Source organism: Leeia speluncae, from assembly GCF_020564625.1.
GTDB lineage: Bacteria > Pseudomonadota > Gammaproteobacteria > Burkholderiales > Leeiaceae > Leeia > Leeia speluncae.
On the sequence record NZ_JAJBZT010000003.1, the window covers coordinates 301587 to 319087 of the forward strand.

General features: G+C 48.8%; 15 protein-coding genes. 8 read left to right on the forward strand and 7 right to left on the reverse strand.

Features of this window, described 5'->3' with window-relative positions; translation table 11 throughout:
* Positions 1-230: 230 nt before the first annotated feature.
* Positions 231-2348, forward strand: coding sequence for a methyl-accepting chemotaxis protein (locus LIN78_RS07355; protein ID WP_227180050.1), 2118 nt, complete (start codon positions 231-233; stop codon positions 2346-2348).
* A 97-nt stretch (positions 2349-2445) separates the two neighbouring features.
* Positions 2446-3312, forward strand: coding sequence for a glycine-rich domain-containing protein (locus LIN78_RS07360; RefSeq protein ID WP_227180052.1), 867 nt, complete (start codon positions 2446-2448; stop codon positions 3310-3312).
* Positions 3313-3325: 13 nt separating this feature from the next.
* Here LIN78_RS07360 and LIN78_RS07365 read toward each other — a convergent pair whose 3' ends face one another.
* Entirely contained in the window at positions 3326-4240 is a 915-nt protein-coding gene (locus LIN78_RS07365) for a LysR substrate-binding domain-containing protein (protein WP_227180053.1), read from the reverse strand.
* Positions 4241-4579: 339 nt separating this feature from the next.
* Between LIN78_RS07365 and LIN78_RS07370 the strand changes: the two genes are divergently transcribed.
* The 6 genes from LIN78_RS07370 (at position 4580) to LIN78_RS07395 (ending at position 11759) form a co-directional block, all read left to right on the forward strand.
* Positions 4580-6175: an ABC transporter substrate-binding protein gene (locus tag LIN78_RS07370; RefSeq protein ID WP_227180055.1), complete on the forward strand. Its 1596-nt coding sequence runs from the start codon at positions 4580-4582 to the stop codon at positions 6173-6175.
* A 158-nt stretch (positions 6176-6333) separates the two neighbouring features.
* Positions 6334-7362 (forward strand): ABC transporter permease subunit, encoded by a 1029-nt coding sequence (locus LIN78_RS07375; RefSeq protein WP_227180057.1) that lies wholly within the window; start codon positions 6334-6336, stop codon positions 7360-7362.
* A 13-nt stretch (positions 7363-7375) separates the two neighbouring features.
* On the forward strand, positions 7376-8299 hold the full coding sequence (locus LIN78_RS07380; RefSeq protein WP_227180059.1) for an ABC transporter permease subunit: 924 nt from the start codon (positions 7376-7378) through the stop codon (positions 8297-8299).
* Positions 8300-8309: 10 nt separating this feature from the next.
* Positions 8310-9299 carry an ABC transporter ATP-binding protein gene (locus tag LIN78_RS07385; RefSeq protein ID WP_227180061.1) on the forward strand — a complete coding sequence of 330 codons (990 nt, stop codon included), beginning with the start codon at positions 8310-8312 and terminating at the stop codon, positions 9297-9299.
* Positions 9296-10279, forward strand: a complete 984-nt coding sequence (locus LIN78_RS07390) for a peptide ABC transporter ATP-binding protein (protein WP_227180063.1) — start codon at positions 9296-9298, stop codon at positions 10277-10279. The genes LIN78_RS07385 and LIN78_RS07390 overlap by 4 nt, the downstream gene beginning before the upstream one ends.
* A gap of 67 nt (positions 10280-10346) precedes the next feature.
* Positions 10347-11759 carry an aminopeptidase P family protein gene (locus LIN78_RS07395; protein ID WP_227180065.1) on the forward strand — a complete coding sequence of 471 codons (1413 nt, stop codon included), beginning with the start codon at positions 10347-10349 and terminating at the stop codon, positions 11757-11759.
* A 59-nt stretch (positions 11760-11818) separates the two neighbouring features.
* Here the strand turns inward: LIN78_RS07395 and gloA are convergent, their stop codons facing one another.
* From gloA to glyQ, 6 genes are all read right to left on the reverse strand, one after another.
* Positions 11819-12208 carry a lactoylglutathione lyase gene (gene gloA / locus LIN78_RS07400; protein ID WP_227180068.1) on the reverse strand — a complete coding sequence of 130 codons (390 nt, stop codon included), beginning with the start codon at positions 12206-12208 and terminating at the stop codon, positions 11819-11821.
* Between the two features lie 57 nt (positions 12209-12265).
* Positions 12266-13039 carry a M48 family metallopeptidase gene (locus LIN78_RS07405; RefSeq protein WP_227180070.1) on the reverse strand — a complete coding sequence of 258 codons (774 nt, stop codon included), beginning with the start codon at positions 13037-13039 and terminating at the stop codon, positions 12266-12268.
* A complete protein-coding gene (locus tag LIN78_RS07410) occupies positions 13003-13719 on the reverse strand; it encodes a lysophospholipid acyltransferase family protein (RefSeq protein WP_227180072.1) in 717 nt (238 codons plus the stop codon). Before LIN78_RS07410 ends, LIN78_RS07405 begins: the two co-directional genes overlap by 37 nt.
* 42 nt (positions 13720-13761) lie before the next feature.
* Positions 13762-14301, reverse strand: a complete 540-nt coding sequence (gmhB, locus tag LIN78_RS07415) for a D-glycero-beta-D-manno-heptose 1,7-bisphosphate 7-phosphatase (protein WP_227180247.1) — start codon at positions 14299-14301, stop codon at positions 13762-13764.
* 8 nt (positions 14302-14309) lie between these two features.
* On the reverse strand, positions 14310-16379 hold the full coding sequence (gene glyS, locus LIN78_RS07420) for a glycine--tRNA ligase subunit beta (RefSeq protein WP_227180248.1): 2070 nt from the start codon (positions 16377-16379) through the stop codon (positions 14310-14312).
* A gap of 78 nt (positions 16380-16457) precedes the next feature.
* Positions 16458-17432 carry a glycine--tRNA ligase subunit alpha gene (gene glyQ / locus LIN78_RS07425; protein WP_227180074.1) on the reverse strand — a complete coding sequence of 325 codons (975 nt, stop codon included), beginning with the start codon at positions 17430-17432 and terminating at the stop codon, positions 16458-16460.
* Between the last annotated feature and the right edge of the window lie 69 nt (positions 17433-17501).

Sequence of the window (17501 nt, forward strand, 5' to 3'; positions counted from 1 at the left end):
CCTTACAAATCAGCGTATTCAGCAATCAATTGCGTTAAAACTCGTTAAGAACCCACTTACATTTGATAAGAATCAACCTTGTACGGTTGACGCATTTTGGGGGCACTCTCTAGGATTGTATACGATATTAAATCTATCATTTTTGCTTCATTTTCTTGTCAATATTCATCAATAGAATGCAGCGCTCATATAGATCGATATCTGTTAGATCCCCCTATTAGAGAGCTCGCATGCGAAATAACCAACCCATCACAGGTAAATCGGTTCAATTAACACCGGGTGTTGCCTATATCACGCAAACCAACACAGCCGGAATCATCACGTATGCAAATGATGATTTCTGCAAAGCGAGTGGCTACATCGATAGCGAGCTGATTGGGCAAAACCACAATCTGATTCGTCATCCAGACATGCCAGAAGCGTGCTTTGCAGATTTATGGCAATCACTAAAAAATGGCACGCCATGGGATGGGTTAATGAAAAACCGTTGTAAAAACGGCGATCATTATTGGGTACATGCCTTTGTCTCGCCAATTGAGGATCATGGTGTCATTACAGGCTTTACGTCAGCTAGAACGGCGGCAACCGCAGAAGAAATTGCTAAAGTAGAGCCTATTTACCGCTCACTTCAAGCGGGAGAGACCACCTACACGATCAAAAATGGGAAGTTGCGCCGTCGAAATATCTTCTCTTTCTTTAATCCGATTCGCCGGATCAAAGAGTCGAGTGTCTCACAACAAATTACTCTTTTAATTGCAGCAGTTGTCATTGGTATTGCGCTGATCGGCACGCTTTCTCAGGCGATCCTGAACGAAGTAAAAGTAAATGGCCCAATCTATAGCAAGGTAGTCGATGATAAAGATCTGATTGCAGATATTTTGCCGCCGCCAGAATACCTGATTGAATCCTGGTTAACCGCTTTAGAAATGGCAAGAGCAAAACCTGCCGAGCTACCCGCCTTTGAAAAGAAAATGCAAACGCTCACTAGCGACTATCAAACGCGGCATCAATATTGGGTAGATAAAATGCCAGCTGGCGCGCTCCGTGAAGCGATGCTGACCGAGTCTTACCAACCCGCGCTAACCTTCATGAAAATTCGAGATGACGAGTTTATTCCGGCGGTAAAAGCAGGTGACACAGACAAAACCAATGCAGCATTAGAAAAGATGAAAGCCGCGTATTTGCAGCACCGCGCCGCCGTGGATAAAACGGTATCGATTGCAACGACGCAAATTGCTACCAACGAAGAATTAGCTAGAACCACTATTTCGAAGTCCACTATAACCTTGATTATTGCGACAACCCTCATTGGTTTGATGATTGTTGGCTTTGGTGTTTTCTTGGTGAAAATGATTAGAACGCTATTAGGCGGCGACCCACGCTATGCTCGTGAAATTGTTCGGCACATCGCCGCCGGTAACTTGCGTGTTCCGGTTAAGCTTAGCAACACAGAAAATAGTAGCCTACTGAATTCACTCAAAGGCATGCAATCCAAACTGCATGAAGCGGTGGGAGGCATTCAATCGGGCGCGGTGACCGTTGCCTCTACCGCCGAACAAGTGGCACAAAGTGCTGCACATGTAAAAAACTTTACCGATGCTCAAAGCGCAATCTCTGCCGCGGTGGCGAGCAATATCGAACAAATGTCTGCTAGCGTGGGGAATGTGGCCCAAAATGCCAACTCTGCACATGAGCAAGCAGTGAGTTCAGGCCAAATTTGTGAGGCTGGCGCCGTTGTGGTTGAGCAATCCGTTGCCAGCATGCAAAACATTGCGAATGTAGTTAGCGATACGGTGACCTCGGTTCGCTCGATTGAAGCACGCTCTAAACAAATTGAAGCCATCGTTTCCACGATTAAAGAAATCGCAGACCAAACCAATTTACTAGCGCTAAATGCAGCGATTGAAGCAGCGCGTGCAGGAGAGTCTGGCCGTGGTTTCTCTGTGGTGGCAGATGAAGTACGAAACTTGGCAGAGCGAACCGGTCAAGCCACTAAAGAGATTAGCCTGACGGTAGATACGATCCGTGTAGATATGTCTTCACTCGTGCATTCTATGGAATCGGTTAACGAAACAGCCATGTCTGGCGCCACATTAGCAAATGAAGCGGGAGATGCGATTCAGAAGATCAATCGTAGCTCTAGGCAAGTGGTCGAGATGGTCGATTCGATCACCCGCGCGGTGCTAGAACAAGAGCGTGCCGTTTCGGATATTTCACAACACATCGAGAAAATCACCCAACTAGCGGAAGAAAACGACCAAACAGCCAAAGAATCTTCACAAGCGGCAGAGCATTTGCATGGCGCTGCGCATGATTTATCCATGGCGGTTCAACGCTTCGCGGCCTAACGCTTATTCACTTTTAACCCAAACATGGAGATATGCAGAAAACATATCTCCTTTTTTTATGTTATCTTCGTTTTAACGATTCAAATAATGAAGTGACATGAAATTACCCACACATATTTCGCTCGTTTCAAAAGGTAAATGGCTTGCCCTGTTGGGCTTCCCACTTGTCAGTTTTTATATTGGCGGCCTTACTATATTTCTTGGCTGTGTGTGTGCCGCGATACTGTTTCCGGCACTTCGCGCATGGGAAAAAAGCCTACGAAGAAAATTTATTCGCGAAGCGCATTTACCTCTATCGATCAAACGCGCAGTCGCTGCGACCTACCCTACCTTAACCGAGGCGGATACCGCCTTAGTCATTAAAGCTTTACGCCAATTTTTTCTCGCCTATTCGCAAAGCAATGGCAAGTTTGTTTCGATGCCATCACAAGTGGTCGATGTCGCTTGGCATGAGCTGATTCTTCACACGGCCATCTATGAAAAATGGTGCAACGCCGCTTTTGGGGGGATGATGCATCACACACCCGCCAAAGCGCTTAGTAACAAAAAAACACTAGATGAAGGACTAGAAAGAGCCTGGTACTTTTGCTGTGTCGATGAAGCCATCTTACCGAGCAAACCTAGCCGTTTGCCGTTGTTGTTTGCGATCGATGCAAAATTAAAAATTGCCGATGGATTTCATTATTTTCTAGATCCGGCCGCTGCTTATGCTACCGATAATTCACAACGGTTCGATGCGAATTATCTAGCCAACGCTTTCCGTCATCGGTCAAACTCACAAAGCGGAGAATCTAGCGCGTTTCTTAGCACCTCCGACCGAGATGACTCCATTTGGTGGTCTTCTAGCGATACTCGTTGTAATGACAGTGGCGGAGATAGCAGCAGTGATAGCGGAGATGGTGGTGCTAGCTGCGGAGGATCAAGCTGTGGCGGGGGATGCGGAGGAGGTGGCGGAGGGGATTAACCCTCCGAATCAATTAATCCGTCCATTGTTTTCCGGCAAGTTGCTCAGCGACAATTAAGGTCGCTGTTCTAAAGTCTTGCAACACGCCAGAGCGGCTGCCCGCGCTCGGATAGGCTAATACATAGCGGTGTTTCACATCAGTCTGATACGGTTTGACGACAACGCCATGCGCTCTCCACACACTAGATGCAAATGGCTCGACAATCGATACGCCAAAGCCACTGGCCACCATCGCATAGCGAATATGCGACGTATAAGTACGAATCAGGCACTTTGGGCGCACGCCTGCACGTCCAAAATAAGTTTTGTCTTCATCGCCATGAGAGAGTGCATTGCCGGGTAACCAACCAATAATGGTTTCGTCGGCTAAATCTTCCGGATAAATCTTGTCTTTTTCAATCAGGCGATGCCCCGGTGGCAAGGCGCAAAGTGGATCGGTCTCATAAATAGACTCCACCTCAATCCCGGCAATCGAAGCAAATTCCGCGCTAATCCCAACATCTACCTTCATGTCTTGCAACTGCACCAGCAATTCGGAGTTCCCAATCGAATCTACTTTTACCGGCACATTGGGCTGCAATTTGAAAAACTCTTTTAAGATAAGTGGCAATAAGGTCGTCGCCAACACTGGCATACAGGCAATCGATAATCCTTCGTGCTCATCTTCTCGAATCGTCTCCGCCGCTTTGCGTAATCGCTCTAAGCCAAGAAAGTTTTCTTCTACCGCACGATGAAAACGCACCCCTGCAGTGGTGGGTTCTAATCTCCCTTTTACCCGATGAAACAACTTAAAGCCGAGGTCATCTTCTAAGTCATTGATGAGACGACTAATCGCCGGTTGCGTAATGTGCATCCGCTTGGCTGCCCCCACGGTGGTGCCGCTACTCATCAAGTGTCGGAAGGCTTCAATCTGTCGAAAACGAATCATAGTTTTTGGTCATTTCTACATGGGCTGTTTTACAGAATATAACATTCAGTAATAGAACATCAATTTTCTTTAGTTGGTGTGATAATTCTTCTATGAAATAATCCGCTGTTAGCTATCTCAACAGATAGCTTGATCAAATCATAGAATTTGGCATAGATCATTTGAGATCAAACACTTGCATTCGTTTAACCAAATGGTCAGTATATTAATAAAAAGCTTTCTGCCTCTGCAAGACCTGCAGAGGACAGTTGCCCGCGATATGTGGAGTTACACAGGTAAATCAACAGGCTTACCTGAACGCAAAAGCTTAACTCGTCTCAATTGGAAGGGAGTCAATCAATGGATTTATCCAAAAAACTGCTGTTAGCTGCTGGTTTTACCTTAGCTGCAAGTTCTTCATTTGCGGCCGGCACTTTGATCTACTGTTCAGAAGGTAGCCCTGAAGGTTTTGATTCTGCTCAGTACACTGGCGGACAAACCTTTGACGCGGCAGGCCATGCCATGTTTAACCGTCTAGTCGAATTCGAACACGGCTCTACCAAAATCATCCCTGGTTTGGCAGAAGCGTGGACCGTTTCTCCAGATGGCAAGGAATACACCTTTAAACTACGCAAAGGCGTGAAATTCCATACCACAGAGTGGTTCAAACCAACTCGTGACTTTACTGCTGATGACGTGGTCTTCACCTTCAGCCGTATGATTGACAAGAACTACCCTTTCAACAAAGCGTACCCAGCAGAATTTCCGTATGCATCTGACACCGGTCTAGATGCAAATATCACTGCGGTCACCAAAGTGGATGCCAACACGGTTAAATTCACTTTGAAAGACCCAGATGCTGACTTGCTAGCAAAAATTGCAATGCCATTCGCTTCTGTGTTGTCTGCTGAATTTGCAGACAAACTAGTGAAAGAAGGCAAAGCGAACATGATCAACCAACAACCAGTTGGTACTGGTCCGTTCATCTTGAAGCGTTACCAAAAAGATGCACAAATTCGCTACGTGGCAAACAAACAATACTGGCGTAAAGGTGCAGTGAAGGTAGACAACCTAATCTTCGCGATCACCACAGACCCATCTGTTCGCTACCAGAAAATGAAGGCTGGCGAGTGCCAGATCATGTCTTATCCAAAACCAAGCGATTTGGCGGCGATGAAGACAGACCCAGCACTAAAAGTGATTGCAGCACCTGGCTTTAACATCGGCTACGTGTCTTACAACACCGAAAAACCACAATTGGCGAAAAAAGAAGTTCGCCAAGCGTTGGATATGGCAATCAACCGTAAAGCCATCATCGATGCGGTTTACCAAGGCCAAGGCCAAGAAGCATCGAATCCATTCCCATCTTCTCTATGGTCTTACAACAAGTCTTTGAAAAATGCACCGTACGACGTTGCAAAAGCAAAAGCCTTGTTAGCGAAAGCTGGCTATCCAAACGGTTTTGATATTTCTCTATGGGCAATGCCAGTACAACGTCCATACAACCCAAATGCAAAACTAATGGCTGAAATGATTCAGGCAGACTGGGCAAAAATTGGAGTGAACGCCAAGATCACGACTTACGAGTGGGGCGAGTACCTAAAACGCATGAAGAACGGCGAACACGACACCGGTCTGATTGGTTGGACAGGTGACTACGCTAGTCCAGATAACTTCTTGGGCGTATTGCTAACATGTGAAGCAGTGGGCGGTTCTAACTACTCTCGTTATTGCAGCAAAGAGTTCGATGCACTCGTGTTAAAAGCACGTAAGAGTACCGACCTAAAAGAGCGTACTGCGCTTTACTCTAAAGCTCAGGAAGTGTTCAAGAAAGATCTACCTTGGACAACGATCGCTCACTCTGTTGTGAACCAACCAATGCGTAAAGAAGTGAACGGCTTCAAGATTAGTCCATTTGGTGACTACAGCTTTGAAGGCGTGAGTGTTGGCAAGTAATTAATCGCCGACTTCTCAGAACCCCGATGTTACGGTAAGCAGCATTTACCGCCCATCGGGGTTTTGTTTAGTATTGTTTCAGTAAATCCCGAATTCATGCTTATCCGGCATGAAGGTGACGTCCGTACTACACGCTATGTATTGGACGGGAGAAAAATATGTTTGCATTCTTACTTCGCCGAATCGGGGTGTTAATCCCGACCTTTATCGGCATCACCTTACTAACCTTTTCATTGATCCGGATGATCCCGGGCGACCCAATTGAAGTGATGGTAGGTGAACGTTCCCTTTCCCCAGAGTTACACGCTGCAGCGATGAAACGTTTAGGGCTAGACCAGCCATTGACGACACAGTACGTCAATTATGTTAGCCAATTGCTTCACGGTAATTTAGGGCAATCTCTGAAAACCCAAGAAAACGTTTGGGTTGAGTTCAAAACCTTATTTCCAGCCACATTAGAGTTAGCTTTAGCGGCTTTGGTGTTTGCGACGGTGTTTGGACTACTAGCCGGTATCCTTGCCGCGATTAAACGCGGATCAATCTTTGACCACGGCGTGATGACCATCTCGCTCACCGGTTTCTCGATGCCGATTTTCTGGTGGGGCTTAATCCTCATCATGCTGTTCTCGGTTTCACTTGGTTGGACGCCTGTTTCTGGCCGTATCGACTTAGCGTTTGATGTCCCGCCGGTGACTGGCTTTATGCTGATTGATGCATGGAAAGCACAAATTGCCGACCCTGAACTCAATGCAGGCGCATTTATCGATGCAGTGAAACACCTAATTTTGCCAGCGATTGTGCTCGGCACAATTCCACTTGCCGTGATTGCACGGATGACACGGTCTTCTATGCTAGAAGTATTGCGTGAAGATTATGTGCGTACTGCCCGCGCCAAAGGACTATCGCCAGCCCGCGTGATTTTTGTGCACACACTGCGTAACGCCATGATCCCGGTCCTAACCGTAATCGGCCTGCAAGTTGGTACGCTAATGGGTGGAGCAGTGCTAACAGAAACCATTTTCTCTTGGCCAGGCATTGGCAAATGGCTAATTGATGCGATTGGTCGTCGTGACTATCCCGTCGTACAAAACGGTATTTTGTTGGTTGCTACCTTGGTAATCCTGACAAACTTCCTCGTCGATATTTTATACGGCATCGCCAACCCGCGAATCCGTCATTCAAAATAATAGGATATTCATGATGGCAAATGTAAACACTGCAACAGTGAATACAGCGGCAGAAGATCAGGCAATTAGCTACCCTTCCCCGCTAAAAGAATTCTGGCAAGGCTTTGCGCATAACAAAGGTGCGGTGGCTGGTCTTGTGTTTATTTCGATTGTGGTTTTCTGTGCGCTATTTGCGCCGATTATCGCGCCTTATAGCCCAATCGAACAATTTAGAGATCACTTACTCACCCCTCCGGCTTGGTCTGCTAATGGTTCTAGTCAATTTTTATTGGGGACGGACGAATTAGGCCGTGACATTCTTTCTCGTCTTATCCACGGTGCGAGATTGTCGCTATTAATTGGCCTCTCGTCAGTCGTGATGTCACTGATCCCGGGCATTTTACTTGGCTTACTAGCCGCCTTTTTCCCGAAATGGCTAGGTCAAGGCATCATGCGTTTAATGGACATTATGATGGCGCTACCATCGCTATTATTAGCGGTGGCTATTATGGCGATTCTAGGCCCAGGCCTAGTTAACGCGATGATCGCGATTGCGGTGGTTGCACTACCAGCGTATGTACGTTTAACCCGTGCGTCAGCGATGTCTGAACTCAATAAAGACTATGTCACCGCCTCTCGCGTTGCCGGAGCCGGATTATTCCGCCTGATGCTAGTGACCGTACTACCAAACTGTATGGCACCTCTCATCGTTCACGCCACTATGAGCTTCTCGTCTGCGATTTTGGAAATTGCCGCACTGGGCTTCTTGGGCATGGGCGTACAACCTCCAACACCAGAATGGGGCACTATGCTCGCCTCTGCGCGCGACTACATCGAAAGCGCATGGTGGGTAGTCACCTTACCGGGTCTAACGATCTTGTTATCCGTATTGGCAATCAACCTAATGGGTGACGGCCTACGGGATGCACTCGATCCAAAACTAAAACGTGCTGCGTGAGGATAGGTAAATGACACAACAAAACACGCCACTATTAAGTATTCGCAATTTATCCGTCGAGTTTGGTTCTACCAGCAAGCCATTCCGCGCCGTCGAAGGACTAGACCTCACCGTTAGCCAAGGCGAAATCGTGGGTATCGTTGGGGAATCCGGTTCGGGTAAATCTGTCACCATGATGGCAATGATGGGCCTACTAGAAGGACAAGGCCGCATTGTTGCTGACGAACTCAGCTTCGATGGCAAAAATCTACTCACCATCTCTGCGCGCGATCGCCGCAAGATTGTGGGCAAAGATATCGCCATGATCTTCCAAGACCCGATGACCTCGCTCAACCCGAGCTACACCGTCGGTTATCAGATCATGGAAGTGCTAAAAGTTCACCAAGGTTTACGTGGTGGTGCACTCAAAGCTCGCGCACTCGAACTGATGGAACTAGTCGAGATTCCAGCCGCAAAAACCCGCTTGGAAGCCTACCCGCACCAGCTATCTGGCGGGATGAGCCAACGGGTGATGATCGCGATTGCACTGGCCTGTAATCCAAAACTCCTGATTGCCGACGAGCCGACCACCGCGCTCGACGTGACCATCCAAGCGCAGATTATGGACTTGCTGGTTAGCCTGCAAAAAGAACGTAATATGGCGCTCATCATGATTACCCATGACCTCGCGGTGATCTCTGAAGTCGCACACCGCGTGGCGGTGATGTACGCCGGGCAAGTGGCAGAAGTAGGCGAAGTACCGGGGCTTTTCCGTCACCCGGTTCACCCTTATACCGAAGCACTACTCGCATCTATCCCTGAACATAGCAAAGGGGCAAGACGGCTATCCACCCTACCCGGCATCGTACCTGGCCAATATGATCGCCCAACCGGCTGTCTATTAAGCCCACGCTGCCCGTATGTGGCAGACCGCTGCCGTCAGGAACGCCCAGGCATCACCACTTATGATCAAGGTGCCGTGCGCTGCTTTACCCCACTATTTGCGAAGGAGGCCGTATGAGCGATGTTGTATTAGAGGCTCAAGACCTCACCCGTCATTACGAAGTATCCCAAGGTTTTCTTAAGCCGAAAGCACACGTTAAAGCACTCAATGGCGTGTCCTTCCAGTTACGTGCAGGCAAAACGCTTGCCGTTGTAGGGGAGTCTGGCTGTGGTAAATCCACGCTAGCACGCCAGCTAACACTCATAGAAGCGCCAACCGCGGGTAAATTAGTATTAGATGGCACAGATATCACCAAAGCAGGTAAAGGCGATATTAAAGATCTACGTAAAAAAGTGCAGATGGTGTTCCAAAACCCGTATGCCTCGCTGAACCCACGTCAAAAGATTGGTGATCAGTTAGCCGAACCGCTCACCATTAACACCACGCTAACAAAAGCAGAACGCGAAGAAAAAGTGCGCGCCATGATGACCCGTGTTGGTCTTCGTCCTGAGCATTTCTTCCGCTATCCGCACATGTTCTCTGGTGGACAGCGTCAGCGGATTGCGATTGCGCGCGCCATGATGTTGCAACCGAAAATTGTGGTGGCAGATGAGCCAACCTCCGCGCTAGATGTATCGATTCAGGCGCAGGTACTCAACTTGTTTATGGATCTGCAAGAAGAGTTCAACACCGCTTACGTGTTCATCTCTCACAACTTATCGGTGGTTGAACACGTTGCCGATGATCTGATGGTGATGTACCTCGGTCGTGCCGTGGAAATGGGTACAAAAGAAGTCATCTACAGCAAGCCGATGCACCCTTATACCCAAGCGCTATTGTCGGCGACCCCATCGGTATTTGCAGAAGACCGTCGCACAAAAATTCGCATTGAAGGGGAACTTCCTAGTCCACTCAACCCTCCAACTGGCTGTGCGTTTCATAAACGCTGCCCGTATGCCGATACGCGCTGCCAGCAGGAAACTCCCGACCTGCGCCCAGTGGAAGGCCGTCAAATTGCCTGCCACCACGTAGAACGTATCGCAACTCACATCGCCTAAGGGCATGTCTCCCGTTGCCTCTCTCTCTCCAGGCAACGGGAGTTTTTCTTTGTGACGGAGTCACGACATGAGTCACGCAACAACCTTTTCACCAAATATCTATGAAGCACGCCGCACCGCACTGTTAGCACGAATGGCAAACAGCGGTCTCATCCTATTGCCAGGCAATCAGGATGCGTCGATGAACTACCTGCATAATATTTACCCGTTTAGACAAGACAGCAGCTTTGCTTACTATTTTGGCTTACACATGCCCGATCTAGTCGGCGTCCTCGATACAGATAACGGCACCTGCACCCTGTATGGCGATGATCCCAGCCTAGAAAGCATCGTCTGGACCGGCCCGCTGCCAACCTTGGCCGAGCGTGGACAAACCGTTGGCATCACACAAACCGCTTCTCTCGCTAGTTTGCCAGAGGAGCTAAAGGCAGCACAAAATGCAGGTCGACGCATTCATTATTTGCCGCCCTACCGTGGCAAGTCCGCCTTACAGCTGGCAACACTACTCAATCTGGCCGTCACGGAAATTGCCCGTGGCGAATCGGTAGACCTAATCCGAGCAATCGTGGCACAACGCGAAGTAAAGTCCGAAGAAGAAATCGCCGAAATGACGTGGGCGCTGGGCATTACCAAGCAAATGCATGAAACCGCTATGCGAGAAACTCGCCCTGGTCAGTATGAATATCAAATTGTCGGTGCAATGGAAGGCCTAATGCGCCGCCATGGTTTGCAATTAGCCTACCCAAGTATTTTCTCGAAGCAAGGCGAAGTGCTGCACAACGGCAGCCATCACAACCAATTGCAAGCGGGCGACTGGGTGGTAAACGATACCGGTTGCAGCAGTCGTCTTGGTTATGCAAGCGATATTACCCGCACCCTTCCCGTTAGCGGGCAGTTTACCGACCGACAACGCACGCTCTATCAAATCACCCTAGACTCACAACTAGCCGCGATCGCCGCCATGAAACCGGGCGTCACCAATTTATCCGTCCACCAATTAGCGGTGAGTAAACTGGTGGATGGCTTAAAAGCACTAGGCATTTTCACCGGTGACACCGAAGAAACCGTGCTAAGTGGCGCCTATGCGATCATCTTCCAGTGCGGGCTTGGCCATCAGATTGGCATGGACGTGCACGATATGGAAAACCTTGGTGAAGCGTATGTCGGTTATGACGAAGCCACCACCCGCAGTACGCTATTTGGTATGCGGAACTTACGAATGGGTAAAGCCTATCGCCAAGGGATGGTGATGACCGTGGAACCGGGTCTCTATTTTATCCCGGCCCAGATCGACCAGTGGCAAGCTGAAAAACGCCATGCGCACCTCATCAACTATGAAGTGCTAAATCAATATCGTGATGCAGGTGGTGTAAGGATTGAAGATGAAGTACTCATCACAGAGAATAGCTGCGAAGTCATTGGTGAGCCGATTCCAAAGAGCATTGCAGAAGTAGAAGCCTTGATGGGCACTGCGGCTTAATTCCGTTTTGACTCATGCGAAAAAAGCCTGCCACTCATTAGTTTGGCAGGCTTTTTTAGTTATCGTGTACCGAGCTGAATAAACTCGATCTTATAACCGTCTGGATCTTCTACAAAGGCAATCACGGTCGTGCCATGCTTCATCGGACCAGCTTCCCGGGTGACCTTGCCACCTTTTGCACGAACCGCCTCACAGGTAGCATAAGCATCTTCTACTTCCACCGCCAAATGGCCAAAACCGTTACCTAAATCATAACTTTCAGTATCCCAGTTGTGTGTCAACTCGATCACCGAATTCGTGTCTTCATCACCATAGCCCACAAACGCCAGTGTAAAACGGCCATCTGGATAATCATTCTTACGCAGTAACTTCATCCCTAGCACCGAGGTATAAAAGTCGATCGATTTATCCAAATTCCCTACGCGAATCATTGTATGCAGTAATCTCATTTACCTACCCCTTATCTGGTTTCTTTCCATCAGAACAGCCATACAAAGATTGGTTCCTTACCAACTTAGCCAAGCAGTCCCTTGTTCTTTTAACGCTTTTCGCCTTGCTTTGTAATCTGGACAAAGTGTCGCCACGATCTGCCAAAAAGCAGGGCCATGATTAAACTCTTTTAAATGCGCCAACTCATGACAAATCACATAATCAATCAGCGCTGGCGGCGCTTGCATCAATCGCCAGTTTAATTTGATTTCACCTTTATGATCACAACTCCCCCACTTTTGGCGCGCAGAGGAAAGAGACAATGGGGGCGTTTTAGTTAATCGCATTAATTGCGCGTAGCTATCAAACCGAGGCAGAAAATAAGCAAGCGCTTGTCCGGCCATCCATTCCGCAACCGCAGGTGGAATCACTGTCGCAGGTTTCCCTGTTGGCACACGAATGACCAAATACTGGCCATCTTGCTCAACTTCTACCCCTCTCGTTCTACCCGGCAAGAGGACGATCGTCAATTGTTCACCCAACCAGTCAATAGAAGAACCATCCGCAAAATCAGGTGGTTTCGGCCGGTTGTCGACATTGCCAAGGTGCTTTGCTAACCAAGCGGCTTTTTGCTGAATAAAGGGAAGCGCTTGCTCTGCGTTTGCCCTTGCAGGCAAATGAATCACGAGAGCAGCTTCTTTGATGGCGAGGCCAATCGTTCGGCGTTGTCCGTGACGGACAAGCACGGGATACTGGCTCACCGTATCTGCGTCGACAATTTGCAGTACTAGCGAGCCAGCAGTAGTCGTCAGAGTTACTGACGGATGCGGGCGACTTCGCCTTCGATCCATGCGTGCGCTGCATTGGTAATAGACGCCAAATCACGTCCATCCGGGTAAATCGGGCGACCAATCGAAACGGTAATCGTACCAGGGCGTTTCATCCAGCTATTTTTTGGCCAATAATCACCCGCATTGTGCGCAACCGGTACTAATGGCACTTCTAAGGCACGCGCCATATCGGCAGCACCCTTTTTGTACTTCACTTTCGCGCCCGGTTCAGTACGAGTGCCTTCCGGGAAAATCACAATCCAGAACCCATCATTCAACCGCTTTTTAGACACATCTAGCATTTTATTGCGAGACTCAACGCCAGCCGAGCGATCAATAAAGATGGTCGAAATCGTTGCCAAGCCCCAACCAAAGAAAGGAATATAAAGTAATTCTTTCTTCGCGATATACACTTGCGGAGGAAACACCATTTGCAGTGCCATGGTTTCCCATGCCGATTGGTGCTTAGAACAAATAATGGCCGGCTTCACCCCTTGCAGGTTTTCTAAGCCTTCTACTTTGTACTTAATACCGCAAATATATTCCACCACCCACATCATGAGACGAGTCCAACCAAAGGTACTCACGATGCGGTAACGAATCCTAGCGGGTAGCGGCAGAATCAACGTGCCAATGACACAATAAATCGGCGTTAACACTAACGCGGCGACATAAAACAAAATAGAACGAATGGCATTCATTGCTGGACTTTTTTAGTTAGTATTGGGTTGCCAAAATGGTTGCTACTCGGTTAAAAGCGCATCCACGACTGCCGCCAGATCGTCACAGACAATCGTCCCCTGCGGCAAACTCCCTTTTGCAATCGTGCGTTCACCCTTACCGGTTTTCACCAAATAAGGGGTCGCGCCTAATTGCATGCCTGCTTCTAAATCGCGCAGGCTATCTCCCACAACGGGGATGCCAGATAAATCCGCTAAACCATAGTGGTCCGCAATTGTTCTGAACATGCCCGGAAGGGGTTTTCGACAATCACAACTGACATCCGGTCCGTGTGGACAAAATTCGATTTTGTCGATTTTGCCACCTAAGGGCGTTAGCAATGTGGCCAATTTGTCATGCATCGCGTCTAGGGTAGATAGATCAAAATACCCACGTGCAATACCGGATTGGTTAGTGGCAATCGCCACCTGCCAGCCCGCTTTGGTCAGACGGGCTATCGCCTCAATGCTGCCGGGTAACGGAATCCACTCGTCCACACTTTTGACGTACTCATCACTATCAAAGTTGATAACGCCATCTCGGTCTAAGATGATCAGCTTGATCGTCATGCTTACTCTGCCAACACGGCAATCTCAGCCACCTGATTCATCAGGCTCGCGAGTTCCGATAGCAACGCTAGACGGTTATTACGCACACCTAAATCTTCTGCCATCACCATTACATCTGCAAAGAAAGCATCCACCGGTGCACGCAGCCCCGCCAATTGCTTCAATGCCGCCGTGTAGTTACCCGCAGAAAGTTCTGCATTCACCGTTGGCGCCAACGCACGCGTCGCTTCAAACAAGGCTTTTTCAGGCGCTTCAACAAACTTCGCCGCATCCACTGCAGGCAATTCACCTTCTACCTTTTTCAAGATATTACGGATACGCTTGTCTGCAGCTGCCAATGCAGCCGCCTCTGGCAAAGCACGGAACTCAGCCACCGCTTGCAACTTGGCACGAATGCTATCTAGACGCGCTGGGCGCAATGCCAACACGGCATCCACTTCACGGCCATCAAACTCACCAGATAGCAAGTTCTTCAGGCGATCTTGCATAAAGCCAGCCACACCAGCCACCACATCCGCAGACAACTTACCCGCTTCAAACGAATTAGCCGCCAAACTTAAGAGTGCAGATACATCCACCGGCAATTCCGCTTCGATCAACATACGCAATACACCTAGTGCCGCACGGCGAAGCGCAAATGGATCTTTATCACCCGTTGGGATCAAGCCAATACCGTAAATACCCACCAGGGTTTCTAACTTATCAGCCAAGGCAACGCTCAGCGCGATATTACCGGCGGGCAACGAGTCACCAGCAAAACGTGGGTGATAATGGCCTTCAATCGCATCTGCAACTTCAGCAGTTTCACCATCAATTTGCGCATAGTAACGGCCCATGGTGCCCTGTAGTTCAGGGAACTCGCCCACCATGTCAGACACCAAGTCGGCTTTTGCCAAGTACGCTGCACGGCTAGCGGTTGCACGATCAGCACCCAATAGCGCAGCGATTTCGCCAGCCAGCGCTTGCAAGCGAGCAATACGCTCTAGCTGCGAACCTAGCTTATTGTGGTAAACCACATTCTCAAGGCGAGCCACACGATTTTCTAAGCGAACCTTCTGGTCTTGCTCAAAGAAGAAGCGCGCATCTGATAAACGGGCACGCAACACGCGCTCATTACCTTGAATAATATGGCTTGGGTCTTCGGTTTGCAGGTTAGACACCAACAAGAAGTTTGGCAGCAATTTGCCATTGCTATCCAATAGCGGGAAATACTTCTGGTTCTGCTGCATAGTCAGCATCAGACATTCTTGCGGCACTTTCAGGAATTCATCCTCAAAGCGAGCAGCGTATACGACCGGCCACTCGACCAAGGCGGTCACTTCATCAATCAACGCCGCATCGGCACCGATCGTTGCATTCAGCTTAGCCGCTTCTTCGTTCAGGTGCTTCTCGATCAGCGCTTTACGTGCCGCTACGCTAGCCACGACCTTGCCTTCTTCGAATAAGACACGCGCGTAGTCATCTGCATGAGCAATGCTCAAATCACCGTCAGATAAGAAACGATGACCACGGGTAATGCGGTCGGCCGTTAGTCCTAACAGGCTAACTGGCAATACTTCTTTGCCCAATAGCGCGATGAGGCGCTTTACCGGACGTACAAATTGCACATCGGTATCACCCCAACGCATCATTTTCGGAATCGGCAATTTCTTGATCGCAGTAGCCAATACTTCTGGCAACAAGTTGGCCAATGCGTCACCCGGCTTGCTACTACGGAACACAAACACATCTTGTTTGCCATCCGACATCGTTGCTAACGCAGCAACCTCAACTCCACAAGAACGGGCAAAACCCATCAGTGCTGGCGTTGGTTGTCCATCTTTCATACCAGAAGCGACGGCAGGGCCTTTACGCTCGATCTGCTGTTCTGGTTGCGTTGCCAATACGCTAGGAATACGCACGGCCAAACGACGTGGGCTAGCAAATGATTGCAACTCAACGTCTTTTGCTACCAATTGCAATTTGACGAGTTCGTCAAACACCGTTTGTGAAAATACCTGACCCAAATTTGCCAACGCTTTTGGAGGCAATTCTTCGGTCAGCAATTCAATCAATAAATTTTCTTGCATGATCTTTTCTCTTCTAGAGGCTGCCCACAGGCAACCTTCAGCATTCTGTCATCCCGTCAGATAAGGCATTTACCTAATCTATTACTCTGCCGCCGGGGTTTCACCGTTACGAATAGCCTTAATGCGATCCACCCACTCTTGACCAAACAAATCGATCACACGAGGGTTTTCTAATTGGCACATAGGGAAACCTAACACTTCGCGACTGTTGTAGAAGGCTTGCGCCACGCCACGCGCCAAGTTACGGATACGGCCAATGTAGGCTGCACGCTCAGTTACAGAAATCGCACCACGCGCATCTAGCAAGTTAAACGTATGCGCGGCTTTCAATACCATCTCATACACTGGCAGCGCAAAACCGACGTCTAACAAACGCTTGGCTTCCGATTCGTAGTAGTTGAATAGATAAAAGAGGCCATCAACGTTGCTGTGTTCGAAGTTGTAACGCGATTGCTCTACTTCGTTTTGGTGATACACGTCACCATAAGTCACACGGGTACCATCAGGCGCAATCGACCATACCAAATCGTAGACGTTTTCTACGCCCTGAATGTACATCGCCAAACGCTCGATACCGTATGTGATTTCGCCCAGTACTGGCTTACAATCAATACCACCCACTTGCTGGAAGTACGTAAATTGCGTCACTTCCATCCCGTTTAACCAAACTTCCCAACCCAAGCCCCAAGCGCCTAGTGTTGGGTTTTCCCAGTCGTCTTCTACAAAGCGGATATCATGCACGTTCGGATCCACGCCCAACGCACGTAAGCTATCCAGATATAATTCTTGTAGATTATCTGGGGATGGTTTCATCACTACTTGGAATTGGTAGTAATGTTGCAAGCGGTTTGGGTTCTCGCCATAACGACCATCTTTTGGACGGCGAGAGGGTTGTACATACGCTGCATTCCATGGCTCTGGACCAATAGCACGCAGGAAAGTCGCTGTGTGGCTTGTGCCCGCGCCCATTTCCATATCGTAGGGTTGCAATACGGTGCAACCATGCTTACCCCAAAATTGTTGCAGCGTTAAAATCAGTTCCTGAAAAGTGCGCATGCTTTGATGTACCTAAAATTTGCTGACCACCGCATCGCGTACACTAACCATTAGTCGCGACCGTTTTGT

Coding starts and splice junctions, on each gene's coding strand:
- LIN78_RS07405 (WP_227180070.1), bottom strand. CDS start 13,039: ATGGATCGAAGGCGAAGTCGCCCGCATCCGTCAGTAACTCTGACGACT.
- glyQ (WP_227180074.1), bottom strand. CDS start 17,432: ATGCGCACTTTTCAGGAACTGATTTTAACGCTGCAACAATTTTGGGGT.
- LIN78_RS07375 (WP_227180057.1), top strand. CDS start 6,334: ATGTTTGCATTCTTACTTCGCCGAATCGGGGTGTTAATCCCGACCTTT.
- gloA (WP_227180068.1), bottom strand. CDS start 12,208: ATGAGATTACTGCATACAATGATTCGCGTAGGGAATTTGGATAAATCG.
- LIN78_RS07365 (WP_227180053.1), bottom strand. CDS start 4,240: ATGATTCGTTTTCGACAGATTGAAGCCTTCCGACACTTGATGAGTAGC.
- LIN78_RS07385 (WP_227180061.1), top strand. CDS start 8,310: ATGACACAACAAAACACGCCACTATTAAGTATTCGCAATTTATCCGTC.
- LIN78_RS07355 (WP_227180050.1), top strand. CDS start 231: ATGCGAAATAACCAACCCATCACAGGTAAATCGGTTCAATTAACACCG.
- LIN78_RS07410 (WP_227180072.1), bottom strand. CDS start 13,719: ATGAATGCCATTCGTTCTATTTTGTTTTATGTCGCCGCGTTAGTGTTA.
- LIN78_RS07390 (WP_227180063.1), top strand. CDS start 9,296: ATGAGCGATGTTGTATTAGAGGCTCAAGACCTCACCCGTCATTACGAA.
- LIN78_RS07360 (WP_227180052.1), top strand. CDS start 2,446: ATGAAATTACCCACACATATTTCGCTCGTTTCAAAAGGTAAATGGCTT.
- LIN78_RS07395 (WP_227180065.1), top strand. CDS start 10,347: ATGAGTCACGCAACAACCTTTTCACCAAATATCTATGAAGCACGCCGC.
- LIN78_RS07370 (WP_227180055.1), top strand. CDS start 4,580: ATGGATTTATCCAAAAAACTGCTGTTAGCTGCTGGTTTTACCTTAGCT.
- LIN78_RS07380 (WP_227180059.1), top strand. CDS start 7,376: ATGGCAAATGTAAACACTGCAACAGTGAATACAGCGGCAGAAGATCAG.